Annotated in this window: 19 protein-coding genes and 1 pseudogene; 8 read left to right on the forward strand and 12 right to left on the reverse strand. The window is 72.3% G+C overall.

The window, feature by feature from the left end; genetic code table 11:
- Positions 1 to 7: 7 nt before the first annotated feature.
- Positions 8 to 436 carry a PPOX class F420-dependent oxidoreductase gene (locus Sdagh_RS04135; protein ID WP_189422623.1) on the reverse strand — a complete coding sequence of 143 codons (429 nt, stop codon included), beginning with the start codon at positions 434 to 436 and terminating at the stop codon, positions 8 to 10.
- Positions 437 to 542: 106 nt separating this feature from the next.
- Between Sdagh_RS04135 and Sdagh_RS04140 the strand changes: the two genes are divergently transcribed.
- Positions 543 to 953 carry a roadblock/LC7 domain-containing protein gene (locus Sdagh_RS04140; protein WP_189422625.1) on the forward strand — a complete coding sequence of 137 codons (411 nt, stop codon included), beginning with the start codon at positions 543 to 545 and terminating at the stop codon, positions 951 to 953.
- Positions 954 to 1374: 421 nt separating this feature from the next.
- On the opposite strand, the gene Sdagh_RS04145 is transcribed toward Sdagh_RS04140, so the two are convergent.
- Together Sdagh_RS04145 and Sdagh_RS04150 are read right to left on the reverse strand one after the other, a co-directional pair.
- Positions 1375 to 2268: an acyl-CoA thioesterase gene (locus Sdagh_RS04145; RefSeq protein WP_190012119.1), complete on the reverse strand. Its 894-nt coding sequence runs from the start codon at positions 2266 to 2268 to the stop codon at positions 1375 to 1377.
- A 19-nt stretch (positions 2269 to 2287) separates the two neighbouring features.
- Positions 2288 to 4801 carry a DEAD/DEAH box helicase gene (locus Sdagh_RS04150; protein WP_190078371.1) on the reverse strand — a complete coding sequence of 838 codons (2514 nt, stop codon included), beginning with the start codon at positions 4799 to 4801 and terminating at the stop codon, positions 2288 to 2290.
- A gap of 145 nt (positions 4802 to 4946) precedes the next feature.
- On the opposite strand from Sdagh_RS04150, the gene Sdagh_RS04155 reads away from it, so the two are divergent.
- Entirely contained in the window at positions 4947 to 5741 is a 795-nt protein-coding gene (locus Sdagh_RS04155; protein WP_189422631.1) for a metal-dependent hydrolase, read from the forward strand.
- Between the two features lie 44 nt (positions 5742 to 5785).
- Here the strand turns inward: Sdagh_RS04155 and Sdagh_RS04160 are convergent, their stop codons facing one another.
- The 5 genes from Sdagh_RS04160 to Sdagh_RS04180 all read right to left on the reverse strand — a co-directional run bounded on the left by Sdagh_RS04160 (position 5786) and on the right by Sdagh_RS04180 (position 11558).
- On the reverse strand, positions 5786 to 6073 hold the full coding sequence (locus Sdagh_RS04160; protein WP_190012120.1) for a type B 50S ribosomal protein L31: 288 nt from the start codon (positions 6071 to 6073) through the stop codon (positions 5786 to 5788).
- Positions 6074 to 6184: 111 nt separating this feature from the next.
- Entirely contained in the window at positions 6185 to 6655 is a 471-nt protein-coding gene (locus tag Sdagh_RS04165) for a DUF5709 domain-containing protein (RefSeq protein WP_189422636.1), read from the reverse strand.
- Between the two features lie 416 nt (positions 6656 to 7071).
- The gene (locus Sdagh_RS04170) at positions 7072 to 8853 is read right to left on the reverse strand and encodes an ABC transporter ATP-binding protein (RefSeq protein WP_189422638.1); all 1782 of its coding nucleotides are present in this window, start codon (positions 8851 to 8853) and stop codon (positions 7072 to 7074) included.
- Positions 8850 to 10826, reverse strand: a complete 1977-nt coding sequence (locus Sdagh_RS04175) for an ABC transporter transmembrane domain-containing protein (protein WP_190078370.1) — start codon at positions 10824 to 10826, stop codon at positions 8850 to 8852. The genes Sdagh_RS04170 and Sdagh_RS04175 overlap by 4 nt, the downstream gene beginning before the upstream one ends.
- A 267-nt stretch (positions 10827 to 11093) precedes the next feature.
- On the reverse strand, positions 11094 to 11558 hold the full coding sequence (locus Sdagh_RS04180) for a MarR family winged helix-turn-helix transcriptional regulator (RefSeq protein WP_189422642.1): 465 nt from the start codon (positions 11556 to 11558) through the stop codon (positions 11094 to 11096).
- A 403-nt stretch (positions 11559 to 11961) separates the two neighbouring features.
- Here Sdagh_RS04180 and Sdagh_RS04185 point away from each other — a divergent pair, with 403 nt between their 5' ends.
- Together Sdagh_RS04185 and mltG are read left to right on the forward strand one after the other, a co-directional pair.
- On the forward strand, positions 11962 to 13764 hold the full coding sequence (locus tag Sdagh_RS04185; RefSeq protein WP_189422644.1) for an ABC transporter ATP-binding protein: 1803 nt from the start codon (positions 11962 to 11964) through the stop codon (positions 13762 to 13764).
- A 62-nt stretch (positions 13765 to 13826) separates the two neighbouring features.
- A complete protein-coding gene (gene mltG, locus Sdagh_RS04190) occupies positions 13827 to 14699 on the forward strand; it encodes an endolytic transglycosylase MltG (protein ID WP_190078369.1) in 873 nt (290 codons plus the stop codon).
- 18 nt (positions 14700 to 14717) lie between these two features.
- On the opposite strand, the gene Sdagh_RS04195 is transcribed toward mltG, so the two are convergent.
- A complete protein-coding gene (locus Sdagh_RS04195) occupies positions 14718 to 15803 on the reverse strand; it encodes an NAD(P)-binding domain-containing protein (protein ID WP_190078368.1) in 1086 nt (361 codons plus the stop codon).
- A gap of 75 nt (positions 15804 to 15878) precedes the next feature.
- Here Sdagh_RS04195 and Sdagh_RS04200 point away from each other — a divergent pair, with 75 nt between their 5' ends.
- The 4 genes and pseudogenes from Sdagh_RS04200 to Sdagh_RS04215 all read left to right on the forward strand — a co-directional run bounded on the left by Sdagh_RS04200 (position 15879) and on the right by Sdagh_RS04215 (position 20144).
- A complete protein-coding gene (locus tag Sdagh_RS04200; protein ID WP_189422650.1) occupies positions 15879 to 16301 on the forward strand; it encodes a YjbQ family protein in 423 nt (140 codons plus the stop codon).
- 193 nt (positions 16302 to 16494) lie between these two features.
- Positions 16495 to 17829, forward strand: a complete 1335-nt coding sequence (locus Sdagh_RS04205; RefSeq protein WP_229879943.1) for a recombinase family protein — start codon at positions 16495 to 16497, stop codon at positions 17827 to 17829.
- A gap of 142 nt (positions 17830 to 17971) precedes the next feature.
- Positions 17972 to 19215: pseudogene (locus Sdagh_RS04210) on the forward strand (IS701 family transposase).
- A 722-nt stretch (positions 19216 to 19937) separates the two neighbouring features.
- Entirely contained in the window at positions 19938 to 20144 is a 207-nt protein-coding gene (locus Sdagh_RS04215) for a hypothetical protein (RefSeq protein ID WP_190078632.1), read from the forward strand.
- Positions 20145 to 20460: 316 nt separating this feature from the next.
- Here the strand turns inward: Sdagh_RS04215 and Sdagh_RS04220 are convergent, their stop codons facing one another.
- The 3 genes from Sdagh_RS04220 to Sdagh_RS04230 form a co-directional block, all read right to left on the reverse strand.
- Complete coding sequence (locus Sdagh_RS04220) at positions 20461 to 23802, reverse strand: right-handed parallel beta-helix repeat-containing protein (protein WP_190078633.1); 3342 nt, start codon at positions 23800 to 23802, stop codon at positions 20461 to 20463.
- A gap of 609 nt (positions 23803 to 24411) precedes the next feature.
- Positions 24412 to 24999 (reverse strand): alcohol dehydrogenase catalytic domain-containing protein, encoded by a 588-nt coding sequence (locus tag Sdagh_RS04225; RefSeq protein WP_226534524.1) that lies wholly within the window; start codon positions 24997 to 24999, stop codon positions 24412 to 24414.
- 311 nt (positions 25000 to 25310) lie between these two features.
- On the reverse strand, positions 25311 to 26678 hold the full coding sequence (locus Sdagh_RS04230) for a hypothetical protein (protein WP_190078634.1): 1368 nt from the start codon (positions 26676 to 26678) through the stop codon (positions 25311 to 25313).
- Between the last annotated feature and the right edge of the window lie 9 nt (positions 26679 to 26687).

The raw sequence follows: 26687 nt of genomic DNA on the forward strand, positions 1-26687 counted from the left end.
GCCGCCGTCAGTCGGCCACACCCTTCTGCGCCAGCACCTTGTCCACGGACACCCGGACGAGCAGCTCCCCGGGGACCCCGTTGCGGGCCCCGAACTCCTCGGCGCGTTCCTCACCCATGTACCGGGCACCGAGCCGGGCCGCCCAGTGCCGCAGTTCGTCGGGCTCCTCCGAGATCCGGGCCCGCCCCTGGATCACCACGTAGTCGAACGGGGGCCGGTCGTCGTCCACGCACAACGCGACCCGGCCGTCACGGGCCAGGTTGCGTCCCTTGACGGTCTCCTCGCCGGTGTTGAACACGATCTCGTCCCCGTCGAGCAGGAACCAGATCGGCGCCACATGCGGGCTGCCGTCGGCGCGCACGGTGCAGAGCTTCCCGGTGCGGGTGCCGTACGAGACGAAGGCCCGCCATTCGTCGTCAGTCATCTTCTGTGCCATGGCTCCATCCTGCTTGCCCGCAGCCCCACCGTGGGGAAGGCTGGCGGGGCAGATCCCCCGGCCAGGGGGGAGACCACGCACGGGGAGCACAGGGGGCGACGGGACCATGGCGCAGAACCAGGGGATCGGCTGGATGCTGGACGAGCTGACCGAACGCGTCGAGCACGTGCGGCACGCGATGCTGCTGTCCAACGACGGGCTGGTGACAGGCGCCAGCACCGGCCTGCGGCGCGAGGACGCCGAGCACCTGGCCGCGGTCTCCTCCGGACTGCACAGCCTGGCCAAGGGGTCGGGCCGGCACTTCGGCGCCGGGCGGGTGCGTCAGACCATGGTCGAGTTCGACGACGCCGTCCTGTTCGTCACCGCGGCCGGTTCTGGCAGCTGCCTGTGTGTACTGAGCGGCGCCGAGGCCGACATCGGGCAGATCGCGTACGAGATGACGCTGCTGGTGAACCGGGTCGGGGAGCACCTCGGGGTCGATGCCCGCAACCCCGGGAGCAGTTCCCTGGAGCCATGACCCGCTGTTCCGTACGCGTGCCGGGAGCGTCCGCGAGGTTGTCCACAGCCCCCGACGGGATGCCGGGCGAACGGCTACGGTTTTCTCGGGCGAGCGCACCGGGCGCCGTCCGAGCAGACTCCACGGGGGAGACGGCCATGTCCGCAGACATCCTCACACCGGAAGCCGGCACCACCGTCGACCGGGACGCCGCCAGGCATGACGACCGACAGCCCGCTCCGGGCCGAGCCGCACGCGAACCGGGCCCGGGGCCCGGCGAGTCCGGCATCGCGCCGTGCCTCGGCCGGCTCACCACCGTGCCCGGCGAGGGAGGCGGGGGACGGGTGCGTCACCCGGGCCGAGACCGACCGGTTCCGTGCCCGCGCAAGCTTCGCGCCCGCGTCCCGACCGTCCTGACGCCGTTCCGAGGCAGCGGACGGGACTACGCGGCCGGCCCGGACGGCAGAGCGCGGAACAACCCTTCCTGCACCACGGACACCAGCAACCGGCCCTCCGCGTCGTAGATCCGGCCGCGGGCCAGCCCCCGCCCGCCCGTGGCGATCGGCGACTCCTGGTCGTACAGGAACCACTCGTCGGCGCGGAACGGACGGTGGAACCACATGGCGTGGTCCAAGGAGGCCATGTCGAAGCCGCGCGGTCCCCACAGCGGCTCGACCGGGATGCGCACGGCGTCCAGCAGGGTCATGTCGCTGGCGTAGGTCAGGGCGCAGGTGTGCACGAGCGGGTCGTCACCGAGGGGCCCGACCGCGCGCATCCACACGGCACTGCGCGGCTCGGCGTCCCGGATGTCCCCGGCCGTCCAGCGCAGCCGGTCGACGTAACGGATGTCGAAGGGCTGTCGCCGTGCCATCCGCTCCAACTGCTCCGGCAGCGCACCCAGGTGCTCCCGGACCTCGTCGGCGACGCTCGGCAGGGACTCCGGGTCCGGCACCTTGCGGGCGGGCGGCAGCTGATGCTCGAAACTTCCCTGTTCAGGCTGGTGGAAGGAGGCGGTGAGGTTGAAGATCGTCCGGCCTTGCTGCACCGCCGTGACCCGGCGGGTCGTGAACGACCGCCCGTCCCGGACCCGCTCGACCTGGTACACGATCGGCACGCCCGGCCGCCCCGGCCGCAGGAAGTACGCGTGCAGCGAGTGCACCGGGCGGTCGCCCTCCGTGGTGCGCCCCGCCGCGACGAGCGCCTGCCCGGCCACCTGGCCGCCGAACACCCTCTGCAGGGACTCCTGCGGGCTCCGGCCGCGGAAGATGTTGACCTCGATCTGCTCCAGGTCGAGCAGGTCGACCAGGCGGTCGGCCGGGTTCGTCTCGGACGTCATGGGTGCTGTTCTCCTGTGCTCACAACTGGCCGACGTCGGTGACCCGGACGACTGCCCGGCCCTCGGCGTCGGAGGCCACCAGGTCGACCTCCGCGCTGATGCCCCAGTCGTGGTCGCCGTTCGGGTCGTCGAAGATCTGCCGTACGCGCCACAGCCGGTTCTCCGGCTGCTCCTCGATCACCAGCAGCTTGGGGCCGCGGGCGTCGGGCCCGGTGCCGAGGTCGTCGTACTCGTCCCAGTACTTGTCCATGGCCTCGCCCCAGGCGTCGGCGTCCCACCCGGCGTCGCCGTCCAGCTCGCCCAGCTCCCCGACCTGGTCGAGCGCGGCCAGCTCCACCCGCCGGAACAGGGCGTTGCGGACGAGGACGCGGAAGGCACGCGCGTTGGCGGTCACCGGCCGTACCTGGTCGGCCTTCTCCTGGGCCTCCTCGGCGGTCATCTCCGCCGGGTTGGCGAGCTGTTCCCACTCGTCCAGCAGGCTGGAGTCGACCTGGCGCACCATCTCACCGAGCCACTCGATCAGATCCTGCAGGTCCTCGGACTTCAGGTCGTCGGGGACGGTGTGGTCCAGCGCCTTGTAGGCGCCGGCGAGGTAGCGCAGCACGATGCCCTCGGTCCGCGCCAGCTCGTAGTGGGAGGTCAGCTCGGTGAAGGACATCGCCCGCTCGTACATGTCCCGGATCACCGACTTCGGCGACAGCGGATGGTCACCGACCCAGGGGTGGCTCCTGCGGTAGGTGTTGTACGCGTGGAAGAGCAGCTCCTCCAGGGGCTTCGGGTACGTGATCTCCTGGAGGCGCTCCATGCGCTCCTCGTACTCGACGCCGTCGGCCTTCATCGCGGCCACGGCCTCGCCGCGCGCCTTGTTCTGCTGCGCGGCCAGGATCTGCCGGGGGTCGTCCAGTGTGGACTCCACCACCGACACCATGTCCAGCGCGTACGACGGCGACTCGGGGTCCAGCAGCTCGAACGCGGCCAGGGCGAAGGTGGACAGCGGCTGGTTCAGCGCGAAGTCCTGCTGGAGGTCGACCGTGAGACGGACGATACGGCCGTCGGCGTCCGGGGTGTCCAGCTTCTCGACGATGCCGCCGTCCAGCAGCGAACGGTAGATGGCGATGGCCCGCCGGATGTGCCGCAGCTGCTGCTTGCGCGGCTCGTGGTTGTCCTCCAGCAGATGCCGCATCGCCTCGAAGGCGTTGCCCGGCCGGGCGATCACCGACAGCAGCATCGTGTGCGTCACCCGGAAACGGGACGTGAGCGGCTCCGGCTCGGAGCCGATGAGCTTGTCGAAGGTCTGCTCGCTCCAGCCGACGAAGCCCTCCGGCGCCTTCTTGCGGACCACCTTGCGGCGCTTCTTCGGGTCGTCGCCCGCCTTGGCCAGGGCCTTCTCGTTCTCGACGACGTGCTCGGGCGCCTGTGCGACGACCAACCCGGCCGTGTCGAAGCCCGCGCGCCCGGCCCGCCCGGCGATCTGGTGGAACTCCCGGGCCCGCAGTGTCCGCACCCGGCTGCCGTCGTACTTGGTCAGAGCGGTGAACAGCACCGTCCGGATGGGCACGTTGACGCCGACACCGAGGGTGTCGGTCCCGCAGATCACCTTCAGCAGACCGGCCTGGGCGAGTTTCTCCACCAGCCGCCGGTACTTCGGCAGCATGCCGGCGTGGTGGACGCCGATGCCGTGCCGCACGTAGCGGGAGAGGTTGCGGCCGAACTTCGTGGTGAAGCGGAAGTTGCCGATCAGCTCGGCGATCCTGTCCTTCTCCTCGCGGGTGCACATGTTGATGCTCATGAGGGCCTGCGCCCGCTCCACGGCCTGCGCCTGCGTGAAGTGCACGATGTAGACCGGAGCCTGCTTGGCCGTCAGCAGGTCGGTGAGCGTCTCGGTGAGCGGGGTGTACCGGTACTCGTAGGAGAGGGGGACCGGGCGGGTCGCCGACCGGACCACCGACGTGGGGCGGCCGGTGCGGCGGGCCAGGTCCTTCTCGAAGAAGGAGACGTCACCGAGCGTGGCGGACATCAGGACGAACTGTGCCTGCGGCAGCTCCAGCAGCGGGATCTGCCAGGCCCAGCCGCGGTCCCCTTCGGCGTAGAAGTGGAACTCGTCCATCACGACCTGGCCGATGTCCGCGTCCTTGCCGTCCCGCAGCGCGATGGAGGCCAGCACCTCGGCGGTGCAGCAGATCACCGGGGCGTCGGCGTTCACGGAGGCGTCGCCGGTCAGCATGCCGACGTTCTCGGTACCGAAGAGCTTGCACAGCTCGAAGAACTTCTCCGAGACCAGCGCCTTGATCGGTGCCGTGTAGAAGGTGACCTCGTCCCGTGCCAGGGCGGCGAAGTGCGCCCCGGCCGCGATCATGCTCTTGCCGGAGCCGGTGGGCGTCGAGACGATCACGTTCGCCCCGGACACCACCTCGATCAGCGCCTCCTCCTGATGGGAGTAGAGCGTGAGACCGCGCTCCTCGGCCCACGACTCGAAGGCTTCGTAGAGGGCGTCGGGGTCGGCGGTCTTCGGCAGGCGATCGATGAGGGTCACACCCCCATCTTGCCTGGCCCCGGCCCCGATGCGGGAATCGGATGCGGGACCGAAGATCATGACCGTTACGCTGGGGCGCCGACGGCATGCCGGCGGACCTGGTCAACTGGACAGCGGCACACGAGGAATGGGGCGGGCGACGGCGATGATGGGACCAGCACACTCACTGTCGGGTGCCGCGGCCTGGCTTGGGGTAGGGGCGGCGACCGCCGCCGCCGGGCACCCGATGCCCTGGCCGGTCCTGCTCACCGGAGCCCTGATCTGCGCCGGCGCGGCGCTGGCGCCGGACCTCGACCACAAGGCGGCCACCATCTCGCGGGCCTTCGGACCGGTCTCCCGGGGCCTGTGCGAGATCGTCGACAAGCTCTCCTACGCTGTCTACAAGGCGACCAAGAAGCAGGGCGACCCGCGCCGCTCCGGCGGTCACCGCACGCTCACCCACACCTGGCTGTGGGCGGTCCTGATCGGCGCGGGCTGCTCGGCCGTGGCGGTCACCGGGGACCGGTGGGGTGTGCTGGCGATCCTCTTCGTCCACATGGTGCTGGCCATCGAGGGGCTGCTGTGGCGGGCGGCCCGCGGCTCCAGCAGCGACGTCCTGGTCTGGCTGCTGGCCGCGACCAGTGCCTGGATCATCGCGGGCGTCCTGGACGAGCCGGGGAGCGGGTCGGACTGGCTGTTCACCGCGCCGGGCCAGGAGTACGTGTGGCTGGGGCTGCCCGTCGTGCTGGGGGCGCTGGTGCACGACATCGGGGACGCGCTGACCGTCTCCGGCTGTCCGGTCCTGTGGCCCATACCCGTCGGCCGCAAGCGCTGGTACCCGATCGGGCCGCCCAAGGCGCTGCGCTTCCGGGCGGGCAGCTGGGTGGAGCTGAAGGTCCTGATGCCGGCGTTCATGCTGCTGGGCGGGGTGGGCTGCGCGGCGGCGCTCAACGTGATCTGACGCCCAGCCCCGAACCGCGCCGCGCGTCACCTCACAGCGGTGTCTCAGGCGGGGCGGCCGCCACCGCTCTGGGTGCCGCCTCCCTGGTCCCCGCCGCCGTAGCGTCGCTCGAACCGGGCGACGCGTCCCTCGGTGTCCACCGTCCGGGCCTGCCCCGTGTAGAAGGGGTGGCTCTCCGAGGAGATCTCCACGTCCACGACCGGGTAGCTCCGGCCGTCGTCCCACTCGATGGTCCGGTCGCTCGTCGCCGTGGACCGGGTGAGGAAGGCGTAGCCGGCGGCGCGGTCCCGGAAGACGACGGGATGGTAGTCGGGGTGCTTGTCCTGTTGCATGAGTGCTCCTTGTACGGCGGTGGCGGCGCGGGGAGGCGCGACGCCGGGGGACCGGCCCGGCCGGGCGGACCGGGTCGGCACGGGTGCCGGGGATGGGCCGCACGCCCGGGGTCAGCGAGGGAGGGAGTCCTCGTCGACGACGTGCATCGCGGCCTCCTCGGCGGACGCCGCCGCGCCGTCGATCCCCACGTCCCTGGCGACCAGAGCGGCCTCCTCGTCCTCGCGCGCCCCCTCGTCGGGAGCCACGAGCCGACCGGAGCGGGCGGCACCGACCTCGTCGTCCAGCAGTTCGCCGTCGGTGTCCTCGGAGTCGCCGAGACCGTCACCGTCGGGGGCCGCGGTGTCCGGTATCTCCTCCGCGAGCCGCTGCTCCAGCGTCTCGCCGTACCGGCGCTCGGCCGCCGTCACGCCGTCGTGTTCCACGGCCCAGGGGCGTTCCGGCGGGGAGTAGCCGACGTCGAGCGGGTCGTCGACACCGTCGTACTCCAGGGTGTCCTCCGCGTCGAGCAGCCCGGTGTCCTCCCGTTGTTCGGAACCGTCGGGCTGGTAGACGTCGTCGCCCCATCCGTCGGCACTGTTCACGGATACCTCCAGCGGGTGCGGCCGGGACCCTTCTCGGCATGGCCGGCGGCAGGCCGCCGCGGCGTGGTGCCGGGGCGTCGTCCGGCGAGGGGACGGCCGGTCCGGGGACGTTCCCCGCGCCGGTGCCTTCTCCCAGATTTCCACCCCCTCGGGGAACCGCGCAACGGCACGGGCCCCGGCCGGGGGCGCTGCCCCGGTGGCCGGGGCCCCGACCGGACGGAGGGGGCGGACAGGAAGGCAGGGATGGCTCGGGCGGCCGGGCCCACTGTGAGGGCCGGGCCGGCTCGGGTGGCTGGACCCGGCGGGAGGGCCGGTCCGGAACGGACGGCCGCGAGCGGCCGGTGTTCCCGCCCGGCCCGCAGGCTCCCGCCCCTCCCCACCGGCAAGAACCGCCCCGCCCCTACGGAACTTCTCGGTCAGCCGTGCCACGAGCGCCACAACGCCGCGTACGCCCCGCCCGCCGCGACCAGTTCGTCGTGGCTGCCCAGCTCGCTGATCCGGCCGTCCTCGACGACGGCGATGACGTCCGCGTCGTGCGCGGTGTGCAGCCGGTGCGCGATGGCGATGACGGTACGGCCGTCCAGCACACGGGCGAGGGACCGTTCCAGGTGACGGGCGGCCCGGGGATCGAGCAGCGACGTCGCCTCGTCCAGCACCAGTGTGTGCGGGTCGGCCAGCACCAGACGGGCCAGCGCGATCTGCTGGGCCTGTGCCGGGGTGAGCCCGAAACCGCCCGAGCCGACCTCGGTGTCCAGTCCCTCGTCGAGCGCGCGGGCCCAGCCGTCCGCGTCGACCGCGCCCAGGGCCGCCCAGAGCTCGGCGTCGGTCGCGCCGCCGCGGGCCAGCCGGAGGTTGTCGCGCACGGAACCGACGAAGACGTGGTGCTCCTGGTTGACGAGAGCGACGTGCGAACGGACCCGCTCGGCGGGCATCCGGGACAGTTCGGCGTCGCCCAGGGTGATCCGGCCGTCCCGCGGGGCGTAGATACCGGCGAGCAGCCTGCCGAGAGTGGACTTGCCCGCCCCGGAGGGCCCCACCAGTGCGAGACGGGTGCCGGGGGCGACGTCCAGGGATACCTTGCGCAGGACGTCCACGCCTTCGATGTAACCGAAGTGCACCCGGTCGGCCCGTACGTCGCGGCCGGCGGGGGTCAGCTCCGCGTCGCCCGTCTCGGGCTCGATCTCGCGCACGCCGACCAGCCGGGCCAGCGACACCTGGGCCACCTGCAGCTCGTCGTACCAGCGCAGGATCAGACCCACCGGATCGACGAGCATCTGCGCGATCAGGGCGGCCGTGGTCAGCTGTCCGACCCCGATCCAGCCCTGGAGCACGAACACTCCGCCGATCATGAGCACCGAGGCGAGGACGGTCACATGGGTGACGTTGATGACCGGGAAGAGCACCGACCGCAGCCAGAGCGTGTAGCGCTCCCAGGCCGTCCATTCCTTGATCCGGCGCTCGGACAGCCCGATGCGCCGGTCGCCGAGACGGTGCGCCTCCACCGTGCGTCCGGCGTCCACGGTCTCGGCGAGCGCGGCGGCCACGGCGGCGTACCCGGCGGCCTCCGACCGGTAGGCGGCGGGCGCCCGCCGGAAGTACCAGCGGCACCCGATCACCAGCAGCGGCACCGCGAGCAGGACGGCCGGAGCCAGCGGCGGTGCCGTGACCACCAGGCCGCCCAGCAGCAGCACCACCCACACCGCGCCGATCGCCAGCTGGGGCACGGCCTCGCGCATGGCGTTGCCGAGCCGGTCGATGTCGGTCGTGATCCGGGACAGCAGGTCACCCGTGCCGGCCCGTTCGAGGACGCCCGGCGGCAGCCCGACCGCGCGGACGAGGAAGTCCTCCCGGAGGTCGGCCAGCATGCGCTCACCGAGCACCGCGCCGCGCAACCGGACCTGGCGTATGAAGAGGGCCTGGAGGACCAGGGCCCCCACGAACAGGGAGACCGTCACGCCGAGGCGCAGCTCGCGAGCGTCGTCGGAGACCCGCTCCACGAGCCCGCCGAGCAGGTACGGACCGGCCATGGAGGCGACCACGGCGACGGTGTTGACGGTGACGAGGAGCAGGAACGCGCGTCGGTGCCGCCGCAGCAGCTCCGTCACGTAGCCGCGCACGGTCGCGGAGGTGCCGACGGGCAGGGTGCTCGCCGTGGTCGGTGCCGCGGGGTCGTACGACGGTGGCGCCACGCCGATCATGCCGTCTCCTCGATCTCTTCGAGCTGGTGCAGTACGTCGTCGTCCGCCAGGCGGTCGTCCGTCAGACGGCCGCCCTCCCGGCGGCCGTCCTCCCGGCGGTCGCTCTCCGGGCCGCCCTGCCGACCGTCGCTGTTCAGGGCGCGCCCCCGGCCCGCGCCGACCGTCTCCACGCCGGCCACGTCCGAGCCGGCCGCGTCCCAGCCGGCCCCGTCCGCGCCCGCCGTCCGCGCGTCGGCCTCCTCATCGGTCTCACGAGTCACCACGGCCCGGTACCGGGGATCGGCGCGCACCAGCTCGCGGTGGGTGCCGACGGCCGCGGCCCGGCCCTCGTGCAGGAACACCACGCGTTCGGCGCGGTCCAGCAGCAGCGGCGAGGAGGTGAAGACGACGGTCGTGCGGCCGTCCCGCAGACCGCGCACGCCCTCCGCGATGCGTGCCTCGGTGTGCGAGTCCACGGCCGAGGTGGGTTCGTCCAGGACGAGGACCTCGGGATCGGCCACCAACGACCGGGCCAGCGCGAGCCGCTGGCGCTGCCCGCCCGAGAGCGAGCGGCCCCGCTCGGTGATCCGGGCGTCCATCGGGTCCTCCGCGCCGACCGATCCCTGGGCGAGCGCCGCCAGCACGTCCTCGCACCGGGCGGCGGCCAGGGCCTCCGAGGGCTCGACGGCGCCGGAGGCGGGCACGTCGAGGAGTTCGCGCAGGGTGCCCGAGAGCAGCACCGGGTCCTTGTCCTGGACCAGCACGGCGGTGCGCGCGCAGTCCAGGGGCAGCTCGTCCAGCGGCACCCCGCCCAGGGTGACCGGCGTGCCCTTCTCCGAGGGGTGGCCGCCGAGCCGTTCGGCCAGCCGGCCCGCCGCGTCGGGATCACCGCACACCACGGCCGTCAGACGGCCCGCCGTGGCCAGCAGCCCGGTGTCCGGGTCGTGCAGGTCTCCGGAGGGCAGGGTGCCGGCGGCCCGCGAGCCGCCGGTGTCGGTGGCCCGTTCCAGCGACAGCACCCGCGCGGCCCGCTTGGCCGAGGGACGGGAGAAGGAGTACGCCATGGCGATCTCCTCGAAGTGCCGCAGCGGATAGGTGAGGATCATGACCGAGCTGTAGACGGTGACCAGTTCGCCGACGCCGATCCGGCCGTCCCGGGCCAGGTGGACGCCGTGCCACACCACGGCGATCAGCAGCAGCCCCGGCAGCAGCACCTGGATGGCGGAGATGAGTGACCACATGCGGGCGCTGCGCACGGCGGCGTGCCGGACCTCCTGGGAGGCACGGCGGTAGCGGTCGAGGAACAGCTGCTCGCCCCCGATGCCGCGCAGCACCCGCAGTCCGGCGACGGTGTCCGAGGCGAGTTCGGTGGCCCGCCCCGCCTTCTCCCGCTGGACGTCGGCGCGGCGTGTGGCACGGGGCAGCAGCGGCAGCACGGCCAGCGCCAGCACCGGCAGGCCGATGATGACGACGACGCCGAGGGCCGGCTGGTAGACGAGCAGGCCGACGCAGACCAGCACGATGGTGAGCGCCGCCGCGGTGAACCGGGACACCGCCTCCACGAACCAGCCGATCTTCTCGACGTCGCCGGTGGAGACGGCCACGACCTCACCGGCCGCGACCCGCCGGGTCAGCGCCGAGCCCAGCAGGGCCGCCTTGCGGGCCAGCAACTGCTGGACTCGGGCGGCGGCGGTGATCCAGTTGGTGATGGCGGCGCGGTGCAGGAAGGTGTCGCCGAGCGCGTTGCCGGCGCAGCAGACGGCCAGCAGGGCGCCCGCCAGGGCGAGCCGGGCGCCGGACCGGTCGACGACGGCCTGGACGGCGATGCCCACGCAGAAGGGCAGTGCGGAGACGGAGGCGAAGTGCAGCAGTCCCCAGGCCAGGGCTTTGAGCTGTCCGCCCAGCTGGTTCCGGAAGAGCCACCACAGGAATCGGGGGCCCGAGCGTGCGTCCGGCACGCCCGGGTGGGGATACGGAAGGTCTTGGATCTGCATGAGGTCCCAGTGGCTCGTGTCAGGGGTGCCGCTCGGCGCGGCATCGAAGGGCAGCAAACCGTGACAGGTTCGCGTCGCCGTGCGCTCGGAATCAAGCGGTTTTCCCCGGAGGCGCCGAGATCCGGCTGTGCTCCCCGCACGACTGGCGGGACGCCCGGCCGGAACGCCACCGCGCCGGTCCCGGCGGCGCGGAACGACTGCTCGGAGCGGGACGACTCGATCGGGGACCGTTCTCCCGGAACGAAGGCCCCGGTGTGGCCTGCGGGCTCAGTCCGCGCCGGTGCCGGGGCGCACGACGGCGGCCCCGTCGATCAGGGTGTCCAGGAGCGCGCCGAGCGCCGCGCGCTGTTCGGTGCTGAGCGGCGCCAGGATCTCCTCGGCCGCCGAGCGGCGCGCACGGCGCAGTTCGAGCAGGGCCGTGCGCCCGGTGTCCGTCAGTTCGATGCGGATCACCCGGCGATTGGCCTGATCCGGCACCCGGCGCACCATCCCGGCGGTCTCCAGCCCGTCGACGAGTGTCGTCACCGCCCGGGGGACCACCTCCAGGCGCTCCGCCAGGTCGGCCATCCGAGGCGGGGAGCCGTAGTGGGCGAGGGTGCGCAGCAGGCGGGACTGGGCGGGGGTGATGCCGAGGTCACCGTGTTCCAGATGGCGTTTCTGGATGCGGTGCACCCGGCGGGTGAGCCGCAGCAACTGCTCGGCGAGGACACCGTCGGGATCGGGGGCGGTCATGCGGGAACAATATCAGGACGACATTCATTGTGAGTGTAGGTAACAGTGAGCTATGATCCCTGAAAACTCCGCCCACCCCATGACCTTCGCGGCGAGGAAGGCATCACCGCGCACGGCCGACGGTCCGCCCGTCGACGGCCGCGGTGCCGGCCGCCGATGGACCGGCACGCCGGTCATCCGCCCCCGCCCCGGCAGCCGCGTGTGACCGTACGGCGGCCGGTCGCCGTACGGTCGGAAACCGCGCCCGGTCGCTTCGCCGCGAGAACCGCCGCAGGCCGCGGGGGCGGGGTGGACGGCGGTGATGGTCCGGGAGCGGCCCGCGCCGCACCTCCGCCCCGTCCCCGTCCCGCCGCCCGGGCCGGCCGCCGCCGGGCCCACCGTCCCGCACTTGTCGAAGGAGCCCATGAAACCCGAGCACGACATCTCCTGGACCCCGCCCGCCGACGCACGGGAACAGCCCCGGCAGGTGCGGCGCATCCTGAGACTCTTCCGCCCCTACCGGGGCCGCCTCGCGGTCGTCGGCGCACTCGTCGGCGCCGCGTCGCTGGTCTCGGTCGCGACTCCGTTCCTGATCAGGGAGATCCTCGACGTCGCCATCCCCGAGGGCCGCACCGGCCTGCTGAGCCTGCTGGCCCTCGGCATGATCCTCGGCGCCGTCCTCACCAGCGTCTTCGGCGTACTCCAGACGCTGATCTCCACGACCGTCGGCCAGCGCGTCATGCACGACCTGCGCACCGCCGTCTACGGCCGCCTCCAGCGCATGTCGCTCGCCTTCTTCACCCGCACCCGCACCGGCGAGGTCCAGTCCCGCATCGCCAACGACATCGGCGGCATGCAGGCCACCGTGACCTCCACCGCCACCTCCCTGGTCTCCAACGCCACCAGCGTCATCGCCACCGTCGTCGCGATGATCGCCCTCGACTGGCGCCTCACCGTCGTCTCGCTGCTGCTCCTGCCGGTCTTCGTCTGGGTCAGCCGCCGGGTCGGCAACGAGCGCAAGAAGATCACCACGCAGCGTCAGAAGCAGATGGCCGCGATGGCCGCCACGGTCACCGAGTCGCTCTCGGTCAGTGGCATCCTGCTGGGCCGCACCATGGGCCGCTCCGACTCGCTCACCCGCTCCTTCGCCGGCGAGTCCGAGCGACTGGTCGATCTGGAGGTGCGGTCCAACATGGCGGGCCGCTGGCGCATGGCGGTCATCACCATCGTCATGGCCGCCCTCCCCGCCGTCATCTACTGGACCGCGGGACTGGCCCTCCAGCTCGGCGGGCCCGACGTCTCCATCGGCACGATCGTCGCCTTCGTCTCGCTCCAGCAGGGCCTGTTCCGCCCGGCGGTCAGCCTGCTGTCCACCGGCGTCCAGATCCAGACCTCGCTCGCGCTCTTCCAGCGCATCTTCGAGTACCTCGACCTGCCCCTCGACATCACCGAACGCGAGAACCCCGTCCACCTCGACCAGATCAAGGGCGAGGTCCGCTTCGAGAACGTCGAGTTCCGCTACGACGGCAAGGGAGGGCCGGTCCTCGACGGCATCGACATCACCGTCCCGGCGGGCGGCGGCCTCGCCGTCGTCGGCCCGACCGGTGCCGGCAAGTCCACCCTCGGCTACCTGGTGCCCCGCCTCTACGACGTCACCGGCGGCCGGGTCACCCTCGACGGGGTCGACGTGCGCGACCTCGACTTCGACACCCTCACCCGCGCGGTCGGCGTCGTCTCGCAGGAGACGTACCTCTTCCACGCCTCGGTCGCCGACAACCTGCGCTTCGCCAAGCCGGACGCCACCGACGAGGAACTGGTCGAGGCCGCGCGGGCCGCGCAGATCCACGACCACATCGCGGCGCTGCCCGACGGTTACGACACGGTCGTCGGCGAGCGCGGGCACCGCTTCTCCGGCGGCGAGAAGCAGCGCCTGGCCATCGCCCGCACGATCCTGCGGGACCCGCCCGTGCTCATCCTCGACGAGGCGACCAGCGCCCTGGACACCCGTACCGAGGCCGCCGTCCAGCAGGCCCTGGACGCCCTGTCCGCCGACCGCACCACGATCACCATCGCGCACCGGCTGTCCACCGTCCGGGACGCCGATCAGATCGCCGTCCTCGACTCCGGGCACCTGGCGGAGCGGGGCACGCACGAGGAACTGCTGGAGCTCGACGGGCGGTACGCGGCCCTCGTCCGACGGGACGCACGACGAGTGCCGACAAGCTGAAAATATGCCCGGAGTGACTGTTATGAACGGCTTGAGGGGATTAGGGGGGTTACCGTGCCCGCATGCAGACGAACACTCCGCCACGGAGCATGAGGAGCAGGATCCGACTGACGCGTCGGGGCCGCATCGCCCTGATCGCGGCCGGAGCCGTCGTCGCCGGCACCGCCGTGGCGGTGCCGCTGCTGACCCGGGACGGCGAGGAGGACGCCCGCCCCACCTCTCTGGTCGTTCCCGAGGGCCGGCGCGCGGCCCAGGTCTACGAGGCCGTCGACAAGGCCCTCGCCCTGCCGCCCGGCACCACGGGGAAGTCCCTGGCCAAGGCCCGGCTGAAGCTGCCCGCCGACGCCGAGGGCAACCCCGAGGGCTACCTCTTCCCGGCGACGTATCCGCTCGACGACAGCACCACCCCCGAGAAGCTGCTGACGGCGATGGTGGACACCGCGAACCGCGAGTTCAACGGCGCCCCGGTCGCGGCGGGCGCCGAGCGCAACGCCATGAACGTCTACCAGGCGGTGACCATCGCCAGCATCGTGCAGGCCGAGGCCGCCACCGAGGCCGACATGGGCAAGGTGGCCCGGGTGATCTTCAACCGGCTGGAGCGCGGCATGCCGTTGCAGATGGACTCCACCCTCAATTACGCCCTCAACCGCTCCACTCTGCACACCACCGAGGACGACACCAAGGTCGACAGCCCCTACAACTCCTACCAGCGGATGGGACTGCCGCCGACCCCCATCGCCAACCCCGGCAAAGCCGCCATGCGCGCCGCGATCGGCCCGACCCCCGGGGACTGGCTGTACTTCGTCACCGTCAAACCCGGCGACACGCGCTTCACCGCCGACTACCGGGAGCACCAGCGCAACGTGGCCGAGTTCAACGAGAACCACCGCGTCACCGGCAGTGCCTCGCCGCGCACCGCCCCCGCCACGCCCTGACCTCCGGCCGGCGGGACATCACGCGGCCGGCCGCTCCGCGCCGGTACCGGCCAGCAGCCGCCTGATGTCCCGCACGGCCGCGCGTCCGGCCCGGTTGGCGCCGACGGTACTGGCCGAAGGCCCGTAGCCGACGAGGTGCACCCGGGGATCGGCGACCGCCCGCGTGCCCTCGACCCGGATGCCGCCGCCCGGCTCCCGCAGCCGCAGGGGTGCCAGATGGTCCACGGCCGCCCGGAACCCGGTCGCCCACAGAAGGACGTCGGCGTCGGCCCGCCGCCCGTCCGCCCACACCACCCCGTCGGGCGTGATCCGCTCGAACATGGGCCGCCGGTCCAGGACACCGGACTCGAGACCGGCCCGGATCGCGTCGTTCAGCGGCAGCCCGGTCACCGACACCACACTCTTCGGCGGCAGCCCCTGCCGTACCCGTTCCTCCACCAGCGCGACCGCGGCCCGGCCCGCGTCCTCGTCGAAGGGCCCCTCCCGGAAGACGGGCGGGCGCCTGGTCACCCAGATGGTGGCGGCCGCGTACGGGGCGATCTCCAGCAGGTGCTGGGTGGCCGAGGCGCCGCCGCCCACCACGACCACCCGCTGCCCGGCGAACTCCCGCGGTCCGGCGTACCGCGCCGTGTGCAACTGCCGCCCGCGGAACGTCTCCTGCCCCGGGTAGCGCGGCCAGAAGGGCCGGTCCCAGGTGCCGGTCGCGTTGATCAGCGCGCGCGTCGACCAGTCCCCGTCTGAGGTCTCGACGAGCAGCCGCCCGTCCCCGCCCTCCCGCACCGCACGGACATCGACGGGCCGCCGCACCTGCAGCTCGAACCTCTGCTCGTACGCCGTGAAGTACCCGGCGACGACCTCGGAGGACGGCCGCTGCGGATCGGCGCCGGTCAGCTCCATGCCGGGCAGCGAGTGCATCCCGTGCACCTTGCCGTACGTCAGCGACGGCCAGCGGAACTGCCAGGCGCCGCCCGGACCGGGGGAGTGGTCCAGCACCACGAAGTCCGCCCCGGGCTGGTACCCGGTGCGGCGCAGGTGGTAGGCGGCGGACAATCCCGCCTGCCCGGCCCCGATGACGACGACCTCGGTCTCGCGCACGTGGTTCACACCGGCGCCAACAGCGTCACCGGGACGGATCTTCCCGCCGCCCGCGACCGGCCCCGCGTACGTCAGGATGGAACCATGCCAGATTCCTTCACCACCCGGGTCCTCAACCTCACCACCGGCTCCTCGGAGCGGGTCGTCGACCTCACCGGCGACTGCGAGAGCTTCCTGCGCGAGGCCGCGGCCGGCCGGGACGGACTCCTCAACGTCTTCGTCCCGCACGCCACGGCCGGGATCGCCGTCATCGAGACGGGCGCCGGCAGCGACGACGACCTGCTCGCCGCCCTGCACACCCTGCTCCCCGCCGACGACCGCTGGCAGCACCGCCACGGCACCCCCGGCCACGGCCGCGACCACGTCCTCCCGGCCTTCGTCCCCCCGCACGCCACCCTGCCGGTGATCGCCGGCCGTCTGGAACTGGGGACGTGGCAGTCGGTGTGCCTGGTCGACACCAACGTCGACAACACCGACCGCAAGGTCCGGCTGAGCTTCCTCGGCTGACCAGGATCGCCCGGCGAGGCCGTGCCGCCATTCTCCGCACCGTGCGCCCGCGTACGGAGAGCAACATGCGCGATACGGACCTCAGTGCGATCGAACGACCCTACGACGGATGCGGCAAGTGCCTGCTCGGAGTGCGGCGGCTGTCGCGCGTGAAGCTGGCGACGTCTTCCCCGGAGCGTCAGCGCGAGAAAACGTGCTGACCGCTGCCGCCTCTGTCGGGGCGCACATCATCGGCTGGGCGGACGACTGGGAGGTTTCCGGCGCCACGGATCCCATGACCCGTCCGAGCCTCGGCCCGTGGTTGCGTGACGAGCGGGGCCCGTACGACGGCCTGGTGGCCGCCGCGGTCGATCGGCTGGGCCGCAACGTCGTCGACTGCCTGAACACCGGCTACAAGATGCGCGACGAGAAGAAGATGCTCGTCACGTACGGGCACGATGGCGCCTGGGACCTCGACGACCCCGCCGATGAGAACCGTTTCACGATGGAAGCCTGGGGCGCGCAGATGGAATTGCGCGCCATCCAGCGCAGGAACCGTGATGCGACCGTGAAGACACGCGCCGCCGGCCGCCCCAAGGGCAAGCCGTCCTACGGCTTCCGGTACGTGCGCACGGTGATGGGCGGCAAGATCGATCACGTCGAACTGCACCCGCACGCCTCCCAGGTCATCCGCGAAGTCGCTCGCCGTATCCTGGCCGATCCCGACGACGTCACACCCAGCAGCGAGGCCGCGCGCCTGAACCGAGCCGGGGAACTGTCGCCTGCGGATCACCTGGCCGTCATGTACGGCAAGCCGGCGGGGGGCCGGCCGTGGTCCCCGCAGAGTTTGAAGAACATCCTTCTGTCGGAAGCCACCCTCGGCTACCTGATGCACCGCAACAAGCCGGTCCTCAGCAGGGAGGACGGCAATCCCGTGAAACTCTGCGAAGGACTGTGGGACCGGGCGACACACGAGGCGTTGAAAACTGCCGTGTCCAACCGGAAAGCGACATGGATCCGCCGCTCCAACCGCGAGTACCTGCTGACGAACGTCGCCCTGTGCGGGCAATGCCATACACGCCTGTACACCCAGACATCCAACGATGTCCCGCCACGGTATACGTGCACAGCCCGCAACAAGGGCTGGCTTCAGTCTCAGCACTGTCGCCCGGCGCCGCTCATCTACGCCCACCTCCTCGACGCGTATGTCGAGGAATGGTTCCTGCGGGAACTTGGAGACGGCCTGATCTACGAGACGGTCTACGACCCGGGGAATGGTATCGCCGAGCGCATCGCGGAGACCCGGGCCAACCGTGAACGACTGCGAGCCGACCGAGAGGCCGGGCTTTACGACGCGCGGACGACGCCGCCTGGTTCCGGGACCGGTACGCCGCGCTGGGACGCGAATTGGCCGCGCTGGAAGCCGAACCCCAGAGGGCACCCGGTATGGTCCGGCGGCCTACGGGCGAGACGGTCGCCGACCGGTGGTTTCGCGCACCGGACGTACAAGCCCGCAAGGAGATCCTGCTCGACTTCGGTGTGCGGGTGACTCTTTTCCCGGCCAGTGCCCCGGTTCGCTGGGCGCCCGGCTTCATACATGGCCCGGAACAGGACGCCACGGTTGTGCTTTAGTACTCCAGCAGCGGTTCGTGTCCTGAGCTGCTGATTGTCGTTGTCCTGGTATGGAGGGCATGACTGAAGTCGGTTGCTGGGGCGACGAGTTGGAGTCGGTGTTCGCTCGGGTGGCGGGCCGGTTCGCTCGGGCGGATCTGCGGTGGCGGATGCGGGACTGCGTCCGCGGTCTGCTGGGCCAAGCAGCACGGAAGAACGGCTGGCAGCTCGCGGAATGGGCCGGTCACCGCACGCCGGACGGCTTTCAGCGGCTGTTGAACAGCAGTGTCTGGGACGCGGACGCCCTGCGTGACGATGTCCGTGCCTACGTCGGTGAGTCCCTTGGCCTCAATGGAGTGTTGATCATTGACGACACCGGGTTCATCAAGAAGGGCGCCACCTTGGCCGGGGTCGGCCGGCAGTACACCGGCATCTCGGGAAAGATCGACAACTGCCAGATCGGGGTGTTCGCCGCCTATGCCACCCGTTCGGGCCGGGCCCTGGTGGACCGGGAGCTCTATCTGCCCAAGGCCTGGACGTCCGACCGCGCCCGCTGCCGGGCGCGAAGATCCCCGACGAACGCGGCTTCGCGACCAAGGGAGGGCTGGCCCGGGACATCGTCCGCCGCTGCCTGGCCGCCGGCCTGCCCGCTGCCTGGGTCACCGCGGACGAGGCCTACGGGCAGGACTGGCACTTCCGCCGCCTGCTCGAGCAGTTCGACGTCGGCTATGTGGTGGCGGTGCCCAAGTCGCAGCAGATCAAGTCCCTGGCCGGCATCTGGCGCATCGACCAGTTCATCGAGGACGCCCCTGCCGATGCCTGGCGGAGACTCTCCTGCGGCGACGGCGCCAAGGGCCCGCGCGTCTACGACTGGGCCGCAGCCAAGCTGCCCGCCAATGTCATCTTCGACCCCGACCCGCCGACCCATGACCGCTGGGTCATGGCTCGCCGCAGCCTGTCCGACCCCGGCGAACTCGCCTACTACCTCGCCTACGCCCCCGTCGGTGTCGAGATCGTCGAGCTGGCCCGCATCGCCGGCTCCCGCTGGGCGATCGAGGAGTGCTTCCAGGCCGCGAAGAACGAATGCGGCCTCGACCAGTACGAGGTCCGCCGCTATCCCGGCTGGTATCGGCACATCACCCTGGCCATGCTCGCCCACGCGGTCCTGACCGCACTCGCCGCCCAGGCCGGCGGCGAGGCCGCAAAGGGGGCTGCAGAAACGGATCAGCCCTCGTCCCGCTCACCGTGGCAGAGATCCGGCGGCTCCTGGACACTTTCCTGCCCCACCCACGAAGCGACCACGACCCTGTCGCCCACGCACTGAAGTGGTCAGCCTGGAGAAGACGCCGCCAGGCCGTCGCCCGCCACTGCCCCTACCGAAAACGCAGCTCAGGACACGAACCGCTGCTGGAGTACTAAATGAAATCAGCAGCCTTGCGCGGTGGAGGTGCAGGCCAGGAAGTGTCGACCCCGCGCCTGCGGGGATGGTCCGCGAGGCCCGCGCGTCGGCGAGGGTCTCGGAGTGTCGACCCCGCGCCCTCGGGGATGTTCCGCCCAGGCTCAGCGCCGACTTCCCGCAGCCACTGTTGACCCTGCGCTCGCGGACATGCTCCGGCCGAGGCCATCCGCTCCCGGCTTTTGTACTTGACCTGCATGCTGGACGGCGGCTGTAGGCGCAGGGCTGGTCAGTCGTATCGTTGGGGTTTTCTTAACGGAGGTTGGCGGACACCAACGTCGACAACACCGACCGCAAGGTCCGGCTGAGCTTCCTCGGCTGACCAGGATCGCCCGGCGAGGCCGTGCCGCCATTCTCCGCACCGTGCGCCCGCGTACGGAGAGCAACATGCGCGGTACGGACCTCAGTGCGATCGGACGACCCCACGACGAGGTGCGGTAAGTGCCTGCTCGGCGCCATGGGTCCCATGGACCCCGTCCGAGTCCCGGCCCGTGGCTCCGTGACCGGAGGGGACCGCACGACGGCCCGGTCGTCGCCGCGGTCGATCGGCCGGGCCGCGACGTTGTCGACTGCCTGGACATCGCCGCAAGATGCGCGGCGAGAAGAAGATGCTCGTCTTGTACGGGCATGACGGCCCCTGGGACCTCGGCGACGCTGCCGACGAGAACCGCTCCGCCATGGACGTCCGAGGCGCGCAGACGGAGGTGCGCGCCATCCGGTGCAGGAACCGTGATGCAACCGTCAAGACCTGTGCCGCCGGCCGCCCCGAGTCCCAGCCCTCCTACGGCTTCCCGTAGGTGCGTACAGTGAGGGGCGGCAGGAGCGATCACGGCGAACCGCACCCGCACGCCTGCGAGGTCATCCGCGAAGTCGCTCGCCGTGTCCTTGCCGATCCCACCCGTGTGACACCCAGCAGCGAGGCCGCGGGCTCGAGACCGAGCCGGAGAGCTGCCCCGACAGATCACTTGGCTTTCAGGCACGGCCGGCCGGTGGCCGACCGTGACCCCCGTAGAGCCTGGAGAACATCCTTCTTCGATCAGCCGTCGGCATCCGGTGTCCGAGACCCGTTCGTCATGACCCGATGCCGGACCGGCATCCCGGCGGGCCGGCCGGTCAGCCTCTCCCGGTGACCGGCGCGGCGCCGACCGGCAGGTCCTCAGGCAGCAGCATCGTCAGGGTCTTGAGGTCCGGGCTGGTGAGCCCGCTCAGCCGGCCGGCCTGGCGGGTCATCATCAGCTCCACCAGCTGTCTGGCCAGGCGCGCGTTGCCGAACGTGCGGGAGCGCGGCAGCGAGTCGAGGTGGACGCGCAGCGCGTCGAGTGTCTCCGGGGCGCATTCGTAGCCCGCGGTGCTCGTCTGCTGCGCGATGATGGCCAGCAGTTCGTCCGTCGAGTAGTTCTCGAACTCGATGCGGCGGGTGAAGCGGGACGCCAGGCCAGGATTGGAGTCGAGGAAGCGGCCCATCTCGTCCGGGTAGCCGGCGACGATCACGACCGCCTCGTCGCGGTGGTCCTCCATGAGTTTCAGCAGCGTGTCCACGGCCTCGCGGCCGAAGTCCTGCGGCGAGTTCTCCGGTGTCAGGGTGTACGCCTCGTCGATGAAGAGGACCCCGCCCATGGCCTTCTGGAAGGCCTCGGTGGTGAGTTGCGCGGTGTGCCCTATGTAGCGTCCGACCAGGTCGGCGCGGGCCACCTCGACGAGTTGCCCGCGCGGAAGGATGCCGAAGGAGCGCAGGAGGTCGGCGTAGAGCCGGGCCACCGTGGTCTTGCCGGTGCCGGGCGGTCCGGAGAAGACCAGATGGTGGCTGACCCTCGGGGTGGGCAGCCCGACGGCGGCCCGCTGCCGGTAGGTGGACAGCAGGTCCACGATGCCCCCGACCTCCCGCTTGACGGACTCGAGCCCGGTCATGGCCCGGATCCGGGCGAGCGCGTCGGAGTTCTCGGCGGCCTCCTCGGTCCCGGACCGGGCCTGGGCGGCCTCGTCCTCGCCGACGTCCTCCGGCAGCATCAGGGTCAGGTCGGTCTCGCCCGCGTCGGGCAGGGACGCCAGCCGGAACGACTGCCGGTCGACCATCTCCTCGAACACCCGCCGCGCGGCGCGTCCGTTGCCGAAGGTCGCGTCCCGGCGCATCCGGGAGAAGTGCACGCGCAGCGCCTCGCGGGTCAGGGGGGCGAGTACGTAGCTGTGGTCGGCGCACATGTTCTCGGTGATGGTGACGAGTTCGTCCACCGAGTAGTTGTCGAACTCGATGGTGCGGGTGAAGCGGGAGGCCAGGCCCGGGTTGGCAGAGAGGAAGTCGTCCATCTCCTTGGAGTAGCCGGCGACGATGACCACGGCCTCGTCGCGGTGGTCCTCGATCAGCTTGACGAGGGTGTCGATGGCCTCCTGGCCGAAGTCGGCGCCCGAGCCCTTGCTGTCGGAGAGCAGGGTGTAGGCCTCGTCGATGAACAGCACCCCGCCGAGCGCCTTGCGGAACGCCTCCGTCGTCTTGATCGCGGTTCCGCCGATGACCTGGGCGACCAGGTCCGAGCGGGAGACCTCGACGAGATGTCCGGAGGGCAGCATGTCGAGACTGGCGAGGATGGAGCCGTACAGCCGGGCCACGGTGGTCTTGCCCGTACCGGGAGGTCCGGCGAAGACGAGGTGACGGCTCATCGGCGGTGCCGGTATGCCCAGCTGGACGCGCCGCTGGGCCAGACGCCCGAGGCTGACGAGTGTACTGACCTGCCGTTTGACACCGCCCAGGCCGACCAGCGCGTCCAGGTCCGCGAACGGGCCCTCGAGTGCCGGGGCCTGCTCCGCGGCGCCGCCTTCGGTGGCGCCGCCCGGACGCGACGGCCCGGCGGCGGGGGCGGCGGGCTGCCAGGAGTCGGGGAGCCCGTTGTCCGAGCTGTCCAGCCGGTCGACCTCCAGGGCGGGGCCGGGCCGGGTGTGGCGCAGTCCCGCGCCCTGGTTGGAGTGGACCGCGCAGCCGCTGACGCTGATGGGTCCGGTGCCGTCCAGGCGGATGCCGTCGCCGGTGTTGCCGGTGCACACGCAGCCGTCCAGGGTGCCCCGGCCGCCTGCCGAGACGAGGATGCCGTGCGCCTTCGAGCCGGTGACCCGCACCCGGACCAGGGAGGCCTCGCCTCCGTTGTCCACCGCGACACCCGAGCCCGCGCTCGCGCTCACCTCGCAGTCGCGCAGCGCGGCGGCGCCGCCGTCGGCCACGGACACCCCCGCCTTGCCGGCGGAGTGGAAGGCGCAGGCCGCGAACTGCGGACGGCCGGCGTGCTCGACGCGCAGTGCCGGGCCGCTGGTGCCGCGGACCTCGCAGTCCTCGAACCGCCCCTTGCCCTTCTCCCCGACCAGGATGCCGGTGCCGCGGACGTCCCGGACGCGCCCGCGGCGCAGCACCGGGTGCGCGCCCGACCGCACCGCGATGCCCGGACCGCCGGTGCCCGAGACGTCCAGCCCGTCGATCTCGGCGGTCGACTCCTCGGTCAGCAGGACGCCGATGTCCCGGCCGCCGGAGATCCGGACCCCGGTCAGTGCCGGGGCGCAGGACTGCCCGACCTGTACGGCCGGCAGGGCGGCGTCGGTGAAGACACAGTCCGCGTAGCGTCCCCGGGCCCGGTCGGTGACGAACAGGCCGCTGCCGCCGGTGCGTTCCGTGGCGCACCCCGTCAGCTGGGGGTCGGAGCGGTCCGTGACCGCGAAGCCGTGCCCGGTGGTGTCGCGCACCCGCACGTCCGTCAATGACGTGACGGCGGAGCTGGCCACGTAGACGCCGAGGGCACAGCTGTGCACGGTGGTGCGCCGCACGGCGACGGTGGTGGAGCCCTCCAGCGCCACGGCGGGCTTGTCGGTGTCCGAGATCTCGCAGTCCTCGACCGATCCGGCGGACCGGCCGTTGGCCAGTACGCCGTTGCCGCGGGCGTCGCGCAGGACGCTGGAGCGGATGACGGCACGGCCGTCCTCGCTGATGACGACGGCTGAGGTGGCCAGGTGCTCGATGACGCAGTCCTCCAGCACGCTGCCGGCCGAACCGGTCTCCACCACCCCCGCACCGGCCGGGTTGGTCACCTGGCAGCCCCTCATGGCCAGTGATCCCGTGTTCCGGCTGAGCAGCGCCGTCCACCCGGTGCCGACGATCCGGCAGCCGTCCAGGGCCACTTGCCCGCGTACCGCGTCGACCACCGGGAGGTCGTCCTCACCGCCGGTCAGCACCAGGTCGGTCAGGAGCACGGCATCCGCGGCGAGTGTGATGGCGGCCCCCGTGCGCGGGGCTATCTCCACCGAGCCACGCGGCCCGTCGGCGACGATGGTGACCTGGGCGCGGATGGACAGGTTCTCGGGATACACACCCGGCCGCACCCTGATCACCGATCCCGCGCGGGCCCGCGCCAGGGCCGACGCGATCGTCGGGTACTCACCGCTGCCGTCCCGGTCAACGGTCAGTGTCGTGCGTGCCACGGCCGATCCTCCTCAGTGTGCTGCCCGGTCCGCCCCGGTCCGGGGTCCGGGCGGGACGGCACCCGCGTCGTGGCCGGGCGGTCCGCCCGCCCAGCCCGCTCACCGGGTGCCGCCCGGCCCGGAACCCTCCGCACCGCCGACGGACGCCCGCGCGGCCGGGATGTGCGAAGCACCCACGGTGGGCCGTGCGCGCGATGCAGCCACGGGGAAACGTGCCGTCGCGCGGGCGATGTGTTTCTGAGGGTACTCAAGGAACACATGTCCCAACGAGTCGGATGCCTGTGACGATGTGTCACGGGGTGGTCCATGGCGCCCCGAACACGTGTGACCGGTCGAGTGGCCCCGCCGGTCATGGGGGAGCATCCCGTGGTACCGCCGTGCGCGGAGGGTGTGACGGGGGTCATGGCGGGGCCGCGGCGGGAACCCGGAACCCGGAACCCGGAACCCGGAACCCGGAACCCGGAACCCGGAACCCGGTGAGGGCCTTCTCGCCGACCGTGGTGGTGCCGGACTGCAGGAGGCGGTGGGCCTCGCGGAGGCTGACGGCGTCGACGGGACCCAGGTCCCGTTTGGCGGTGGTGTCGAGGAGGCCGGCGTCGACCAGGCGGGCTATCCGGCCGAGGATGTGGTGCCGGCCGCCCCGGCCGGGGGTCCGGAACCGATCGGCGGGGAGCCGGAGTCGTCGATGGCGACGATCCGCCCGAAGGGACTGAGCGCCCCGGCGTGGTCCGCGAGGTCGCGGTGCGTGCCGGTGGTGCCGAGGACGGAGCCGGGGCCCCGTGGGGCGACCTCGGTGAGCCGCGGACCCAGGGGCTTGTGGTGGTCGACGAGGGGGTCGGCGCCATGGCCGGGGGCGAAGCCGAGGGTGGCGGCGATGCGTTCGTCGACCGCGCGGAAATGCGCGTTGGTGCCGGGGCGGTCGACCGCGTCGGCGCCGTAGACGTCGTCGCCGGCCTGGAACAGCCGCACCTCCTCGCCGACCGCGAAGACCGTGCCCGCGGCGTCCCGGCCCAGCACCTTCGGCTCGGCGCCCGGGGCGGTGTCCTGGCGGGCGCTGTGGTCCACCGGGCTCCGGGCGATGGCCTCCACGCGCACCGGCAGCTCACGCGGGCCGGGCAGGGGGAGGGGCGGTTCCCCGTCGATCGGACTCTCTCCGTCGCTCGCCAGCGGGCTTCTGCGGTAGGCGACGGTGCGCATGTCGTGTCACTCATTGCTCGTCCTCGTCCCTCTCGAAGGCCGGCCGCCGGCGTCCGGGCCGTTGCCGGCGTGCCCGGAGCGTCGCCCGGCACGTCGCCCGGCACCGGGTCGGCGACCCACGCGGCGGACGGCGCATCCACCGGACCAGACTCGCCGCAGGGAGTGGAATCCTCGTGGTGTTCTTCTTGAGCGGGGTGAGTGGCGCCGCCCGGCATGAGGGGCTCCGAGGCGACGGACGCCCGGCCGGGGGTCCCGGCCGGGCGTCCGCGAGGGCCGCGCCGCCTGCGGTGGCCGCCGCGGCGATCGTGCGGTCAGTGCTGGGTGTTCGCCGTCCAGAGAACGGCTCCGCCGGCCGACAGGACGGTGACGTTGCCGTCGGCCTGGATGACCAGCTGGGCGCCGGGGTTGCCGGCGGTCCCGGAGGACCACACCGTCCGGGCGTCCTTGGTGTAGACGACGAAGTGCCCGTCATCCTGGAAGACCGCCTGGTATCCGGTGCCCTGCGTGTTCGAGGACCAGCGGACCGTGCCGTTCTCGTCGGTGATGACGAGGTTGCCGTCCGTGCGCATGGTGATGCTCATGCGGTCGGACGCCACGCTCTCACCCGGGCCGATCACCGTGGTGGCGGTGATGACACGGGTGCTCCAGTCCCGCTTGGCGGCGACCGTCTCGGTGGGGGCTGCGGCCCGCACGGGGGCGGCGGTGGCCTTCACCGGGGTGGCGGGGGCCTTCACGGGGGCGGCGGTCGTGGCCGTCGCGGCCTTGGCCGAGTCGCCGGACGCCGTCCCGGAGGAGCTGCGGAACGTCTGGGAGGTGGGCGTGGACGTCTTCGCCGGGGCGGACGGGGCCGACGCCCTGACGACCGTTCCGGGCTTCGCGGCCCGCGCCACCGGACCCGCCGTGGTGTGCGACGACGCCCCGGAGGCGCTGTCGTGCTTCACGGTGTGGTCCGCCGGGCGCGACCGCTCCCCGGCAGACGGGCCGGCCACCCCGATGCCGAGGACGCTGCCCCGGCCCGGACCGTCATCGCCGGAAGCGGGGGGCACGGGCGGGCCGTACAGCGGACCGTCGCTCCGCCGGGGTCCGGCTTCGGCACCGGTTCCCGAGGGGGAGGCCGGTGCCGTCTCCTCGGAGTCGTGCGCCTTGCCCTCGGTCGCCCGCGGCTGAGGGATGACGGGCGCCGCGCCGCCGTCGACGGGGTCCTGCAAGGGCAGGCCCGCCTGCTGGTCTGGGCCGGAGGCGTGGTCGCCGTCCGCCCCCGGGGACTCGGAGGTGACGGGGACCTGCTGGCCGAGCCCCTCGTAGTTGGTCCGGCCGCCGGAGTGGGACACGAACGGGACCGTGGCCAGTACGGCTCCGGCCATGGCGGCGGCGACCAGCAGCGGCTTGCCGCCGGTGCGACGTCCGCCCGCCGCCCGGTTCGCGGGCGGCGCACCGGCGCGGCGCCCGGCCGCCACCACGCCCGGGATGCCCTCGGCCAGGGTGACCTCCGGCTCGGAGGCGGATGACCGCTCGGGGCCGGACGGGTGCGGACGACGGCGGGCGGAGGGACCGTGTCCGGTCCGCTGGGCGGCGGGGGCGACCCCGGCGGCCGGGGCGGCCAGACCCGTGGCGGCGTCGCGCGAGGACCGCGCGGTCGTCGGGCCGGCCACGGGATCGTCCGCGGAGGGCAGAGCCACGGCACGACG

This window comes from Streptomyces daghestanicus, from assembly GCF_020521275.1.
Classification (GTDB): domain Bacteria; phylum Actinomycetota; class Actinomycetes; order Streptomycetales; family Streptomycetaceae; genus Streptomyces; species Streptomyces griseoviridis.

Coding starts and splice junctions, on each gene's coding strand:
- Sdagh_RS04135 (WP_189422623.1), bottom strand. CDS start 436: ATGGCACAGAAGATGACTGACGACGAATGGCGGGCCTTCGTCTCGTAC.
- Sdagh_RS04140 (WP_189422625.1), top strand. CDS start 543: ATGGCGCAGAACCAGGGGATCGGCTGGATGCTGGACGAGCTGACCGAA.
- Sdagh_RS04145 (WP_190012119.1), bottom strand. CDS start 2,268: ATGACGTCCGAGACGAACCCGGCCGACCGCCTGGTCGACCTGCTCGAC.
- Sdagh_RS04155 (WP_189422631.1), top strand. CDS start 4,947: ATGATGGGACCAGCACACTCACTGTCGGGTGCCGCGGCCTGGCTTGGG.
- Sdagh_RS04160 (WP_190012120.1), bottom strand. CDS start 6,073: ATGCAACAGGACAAGCACCCCGACTACCATCCCGTCGTCTTCCGGGAC.
- Sdagh_RS04170 (WP_189422638.1), bottom strand. CDS start 8,853: ATGATCGGCGTGGCGCCACCGTCGTACGACCCCGCGGCACCGACCACG.
- Sdagh_RS04175 (WP_190078370.1), bottom strand. CDS start 10,826: ATGCAGATCCAAGACCTTCCGTATCCCCACCCGGGCGTGCCGGACGCA.
- Sdagh_RS04180 (WP_189422642.1), bottom strand. CDS start 11,558: ATGACCGCCCCCGATCCCGACGGTGTCCTCGCCGAGCAGTTGCTGCGG.
- Sdagh_RS04185 (WP_189422644.1), top strand. CDS start 11,962: ATGAAACCCGAGCACGACATCTCCTGGACCCCGCCCGCCGACGCACGG.
- mltG (WP_190078369.1), top strand. CDS start 13,827: ATGCAGACGAACACTCCGCCACGGAGCATGAGGAGCAGGATCCGACTG.
- Sdagh_RS04200 (WP_189422650.1), top strand. CDS start 15,879: ATGCCAGATTCCTTCACCACCCGGGTCCTCAACCTCACCACCGGCTCC.
- Sdagh_RS04215 (WP_190078632.1), top strand. CDS start 19,938: ATGCGCGGCGAGAAGAAGATGCTCGTCTTGTACGGGCATGACGGCCCC.
- Sdagh_RS04225 (WP_226534524.1), bottom strand. CDS start 24,999: ATGCGCACCGTCGCCTACCGCAGAAGCCCGCTGGCGAGCGACGGAGAG.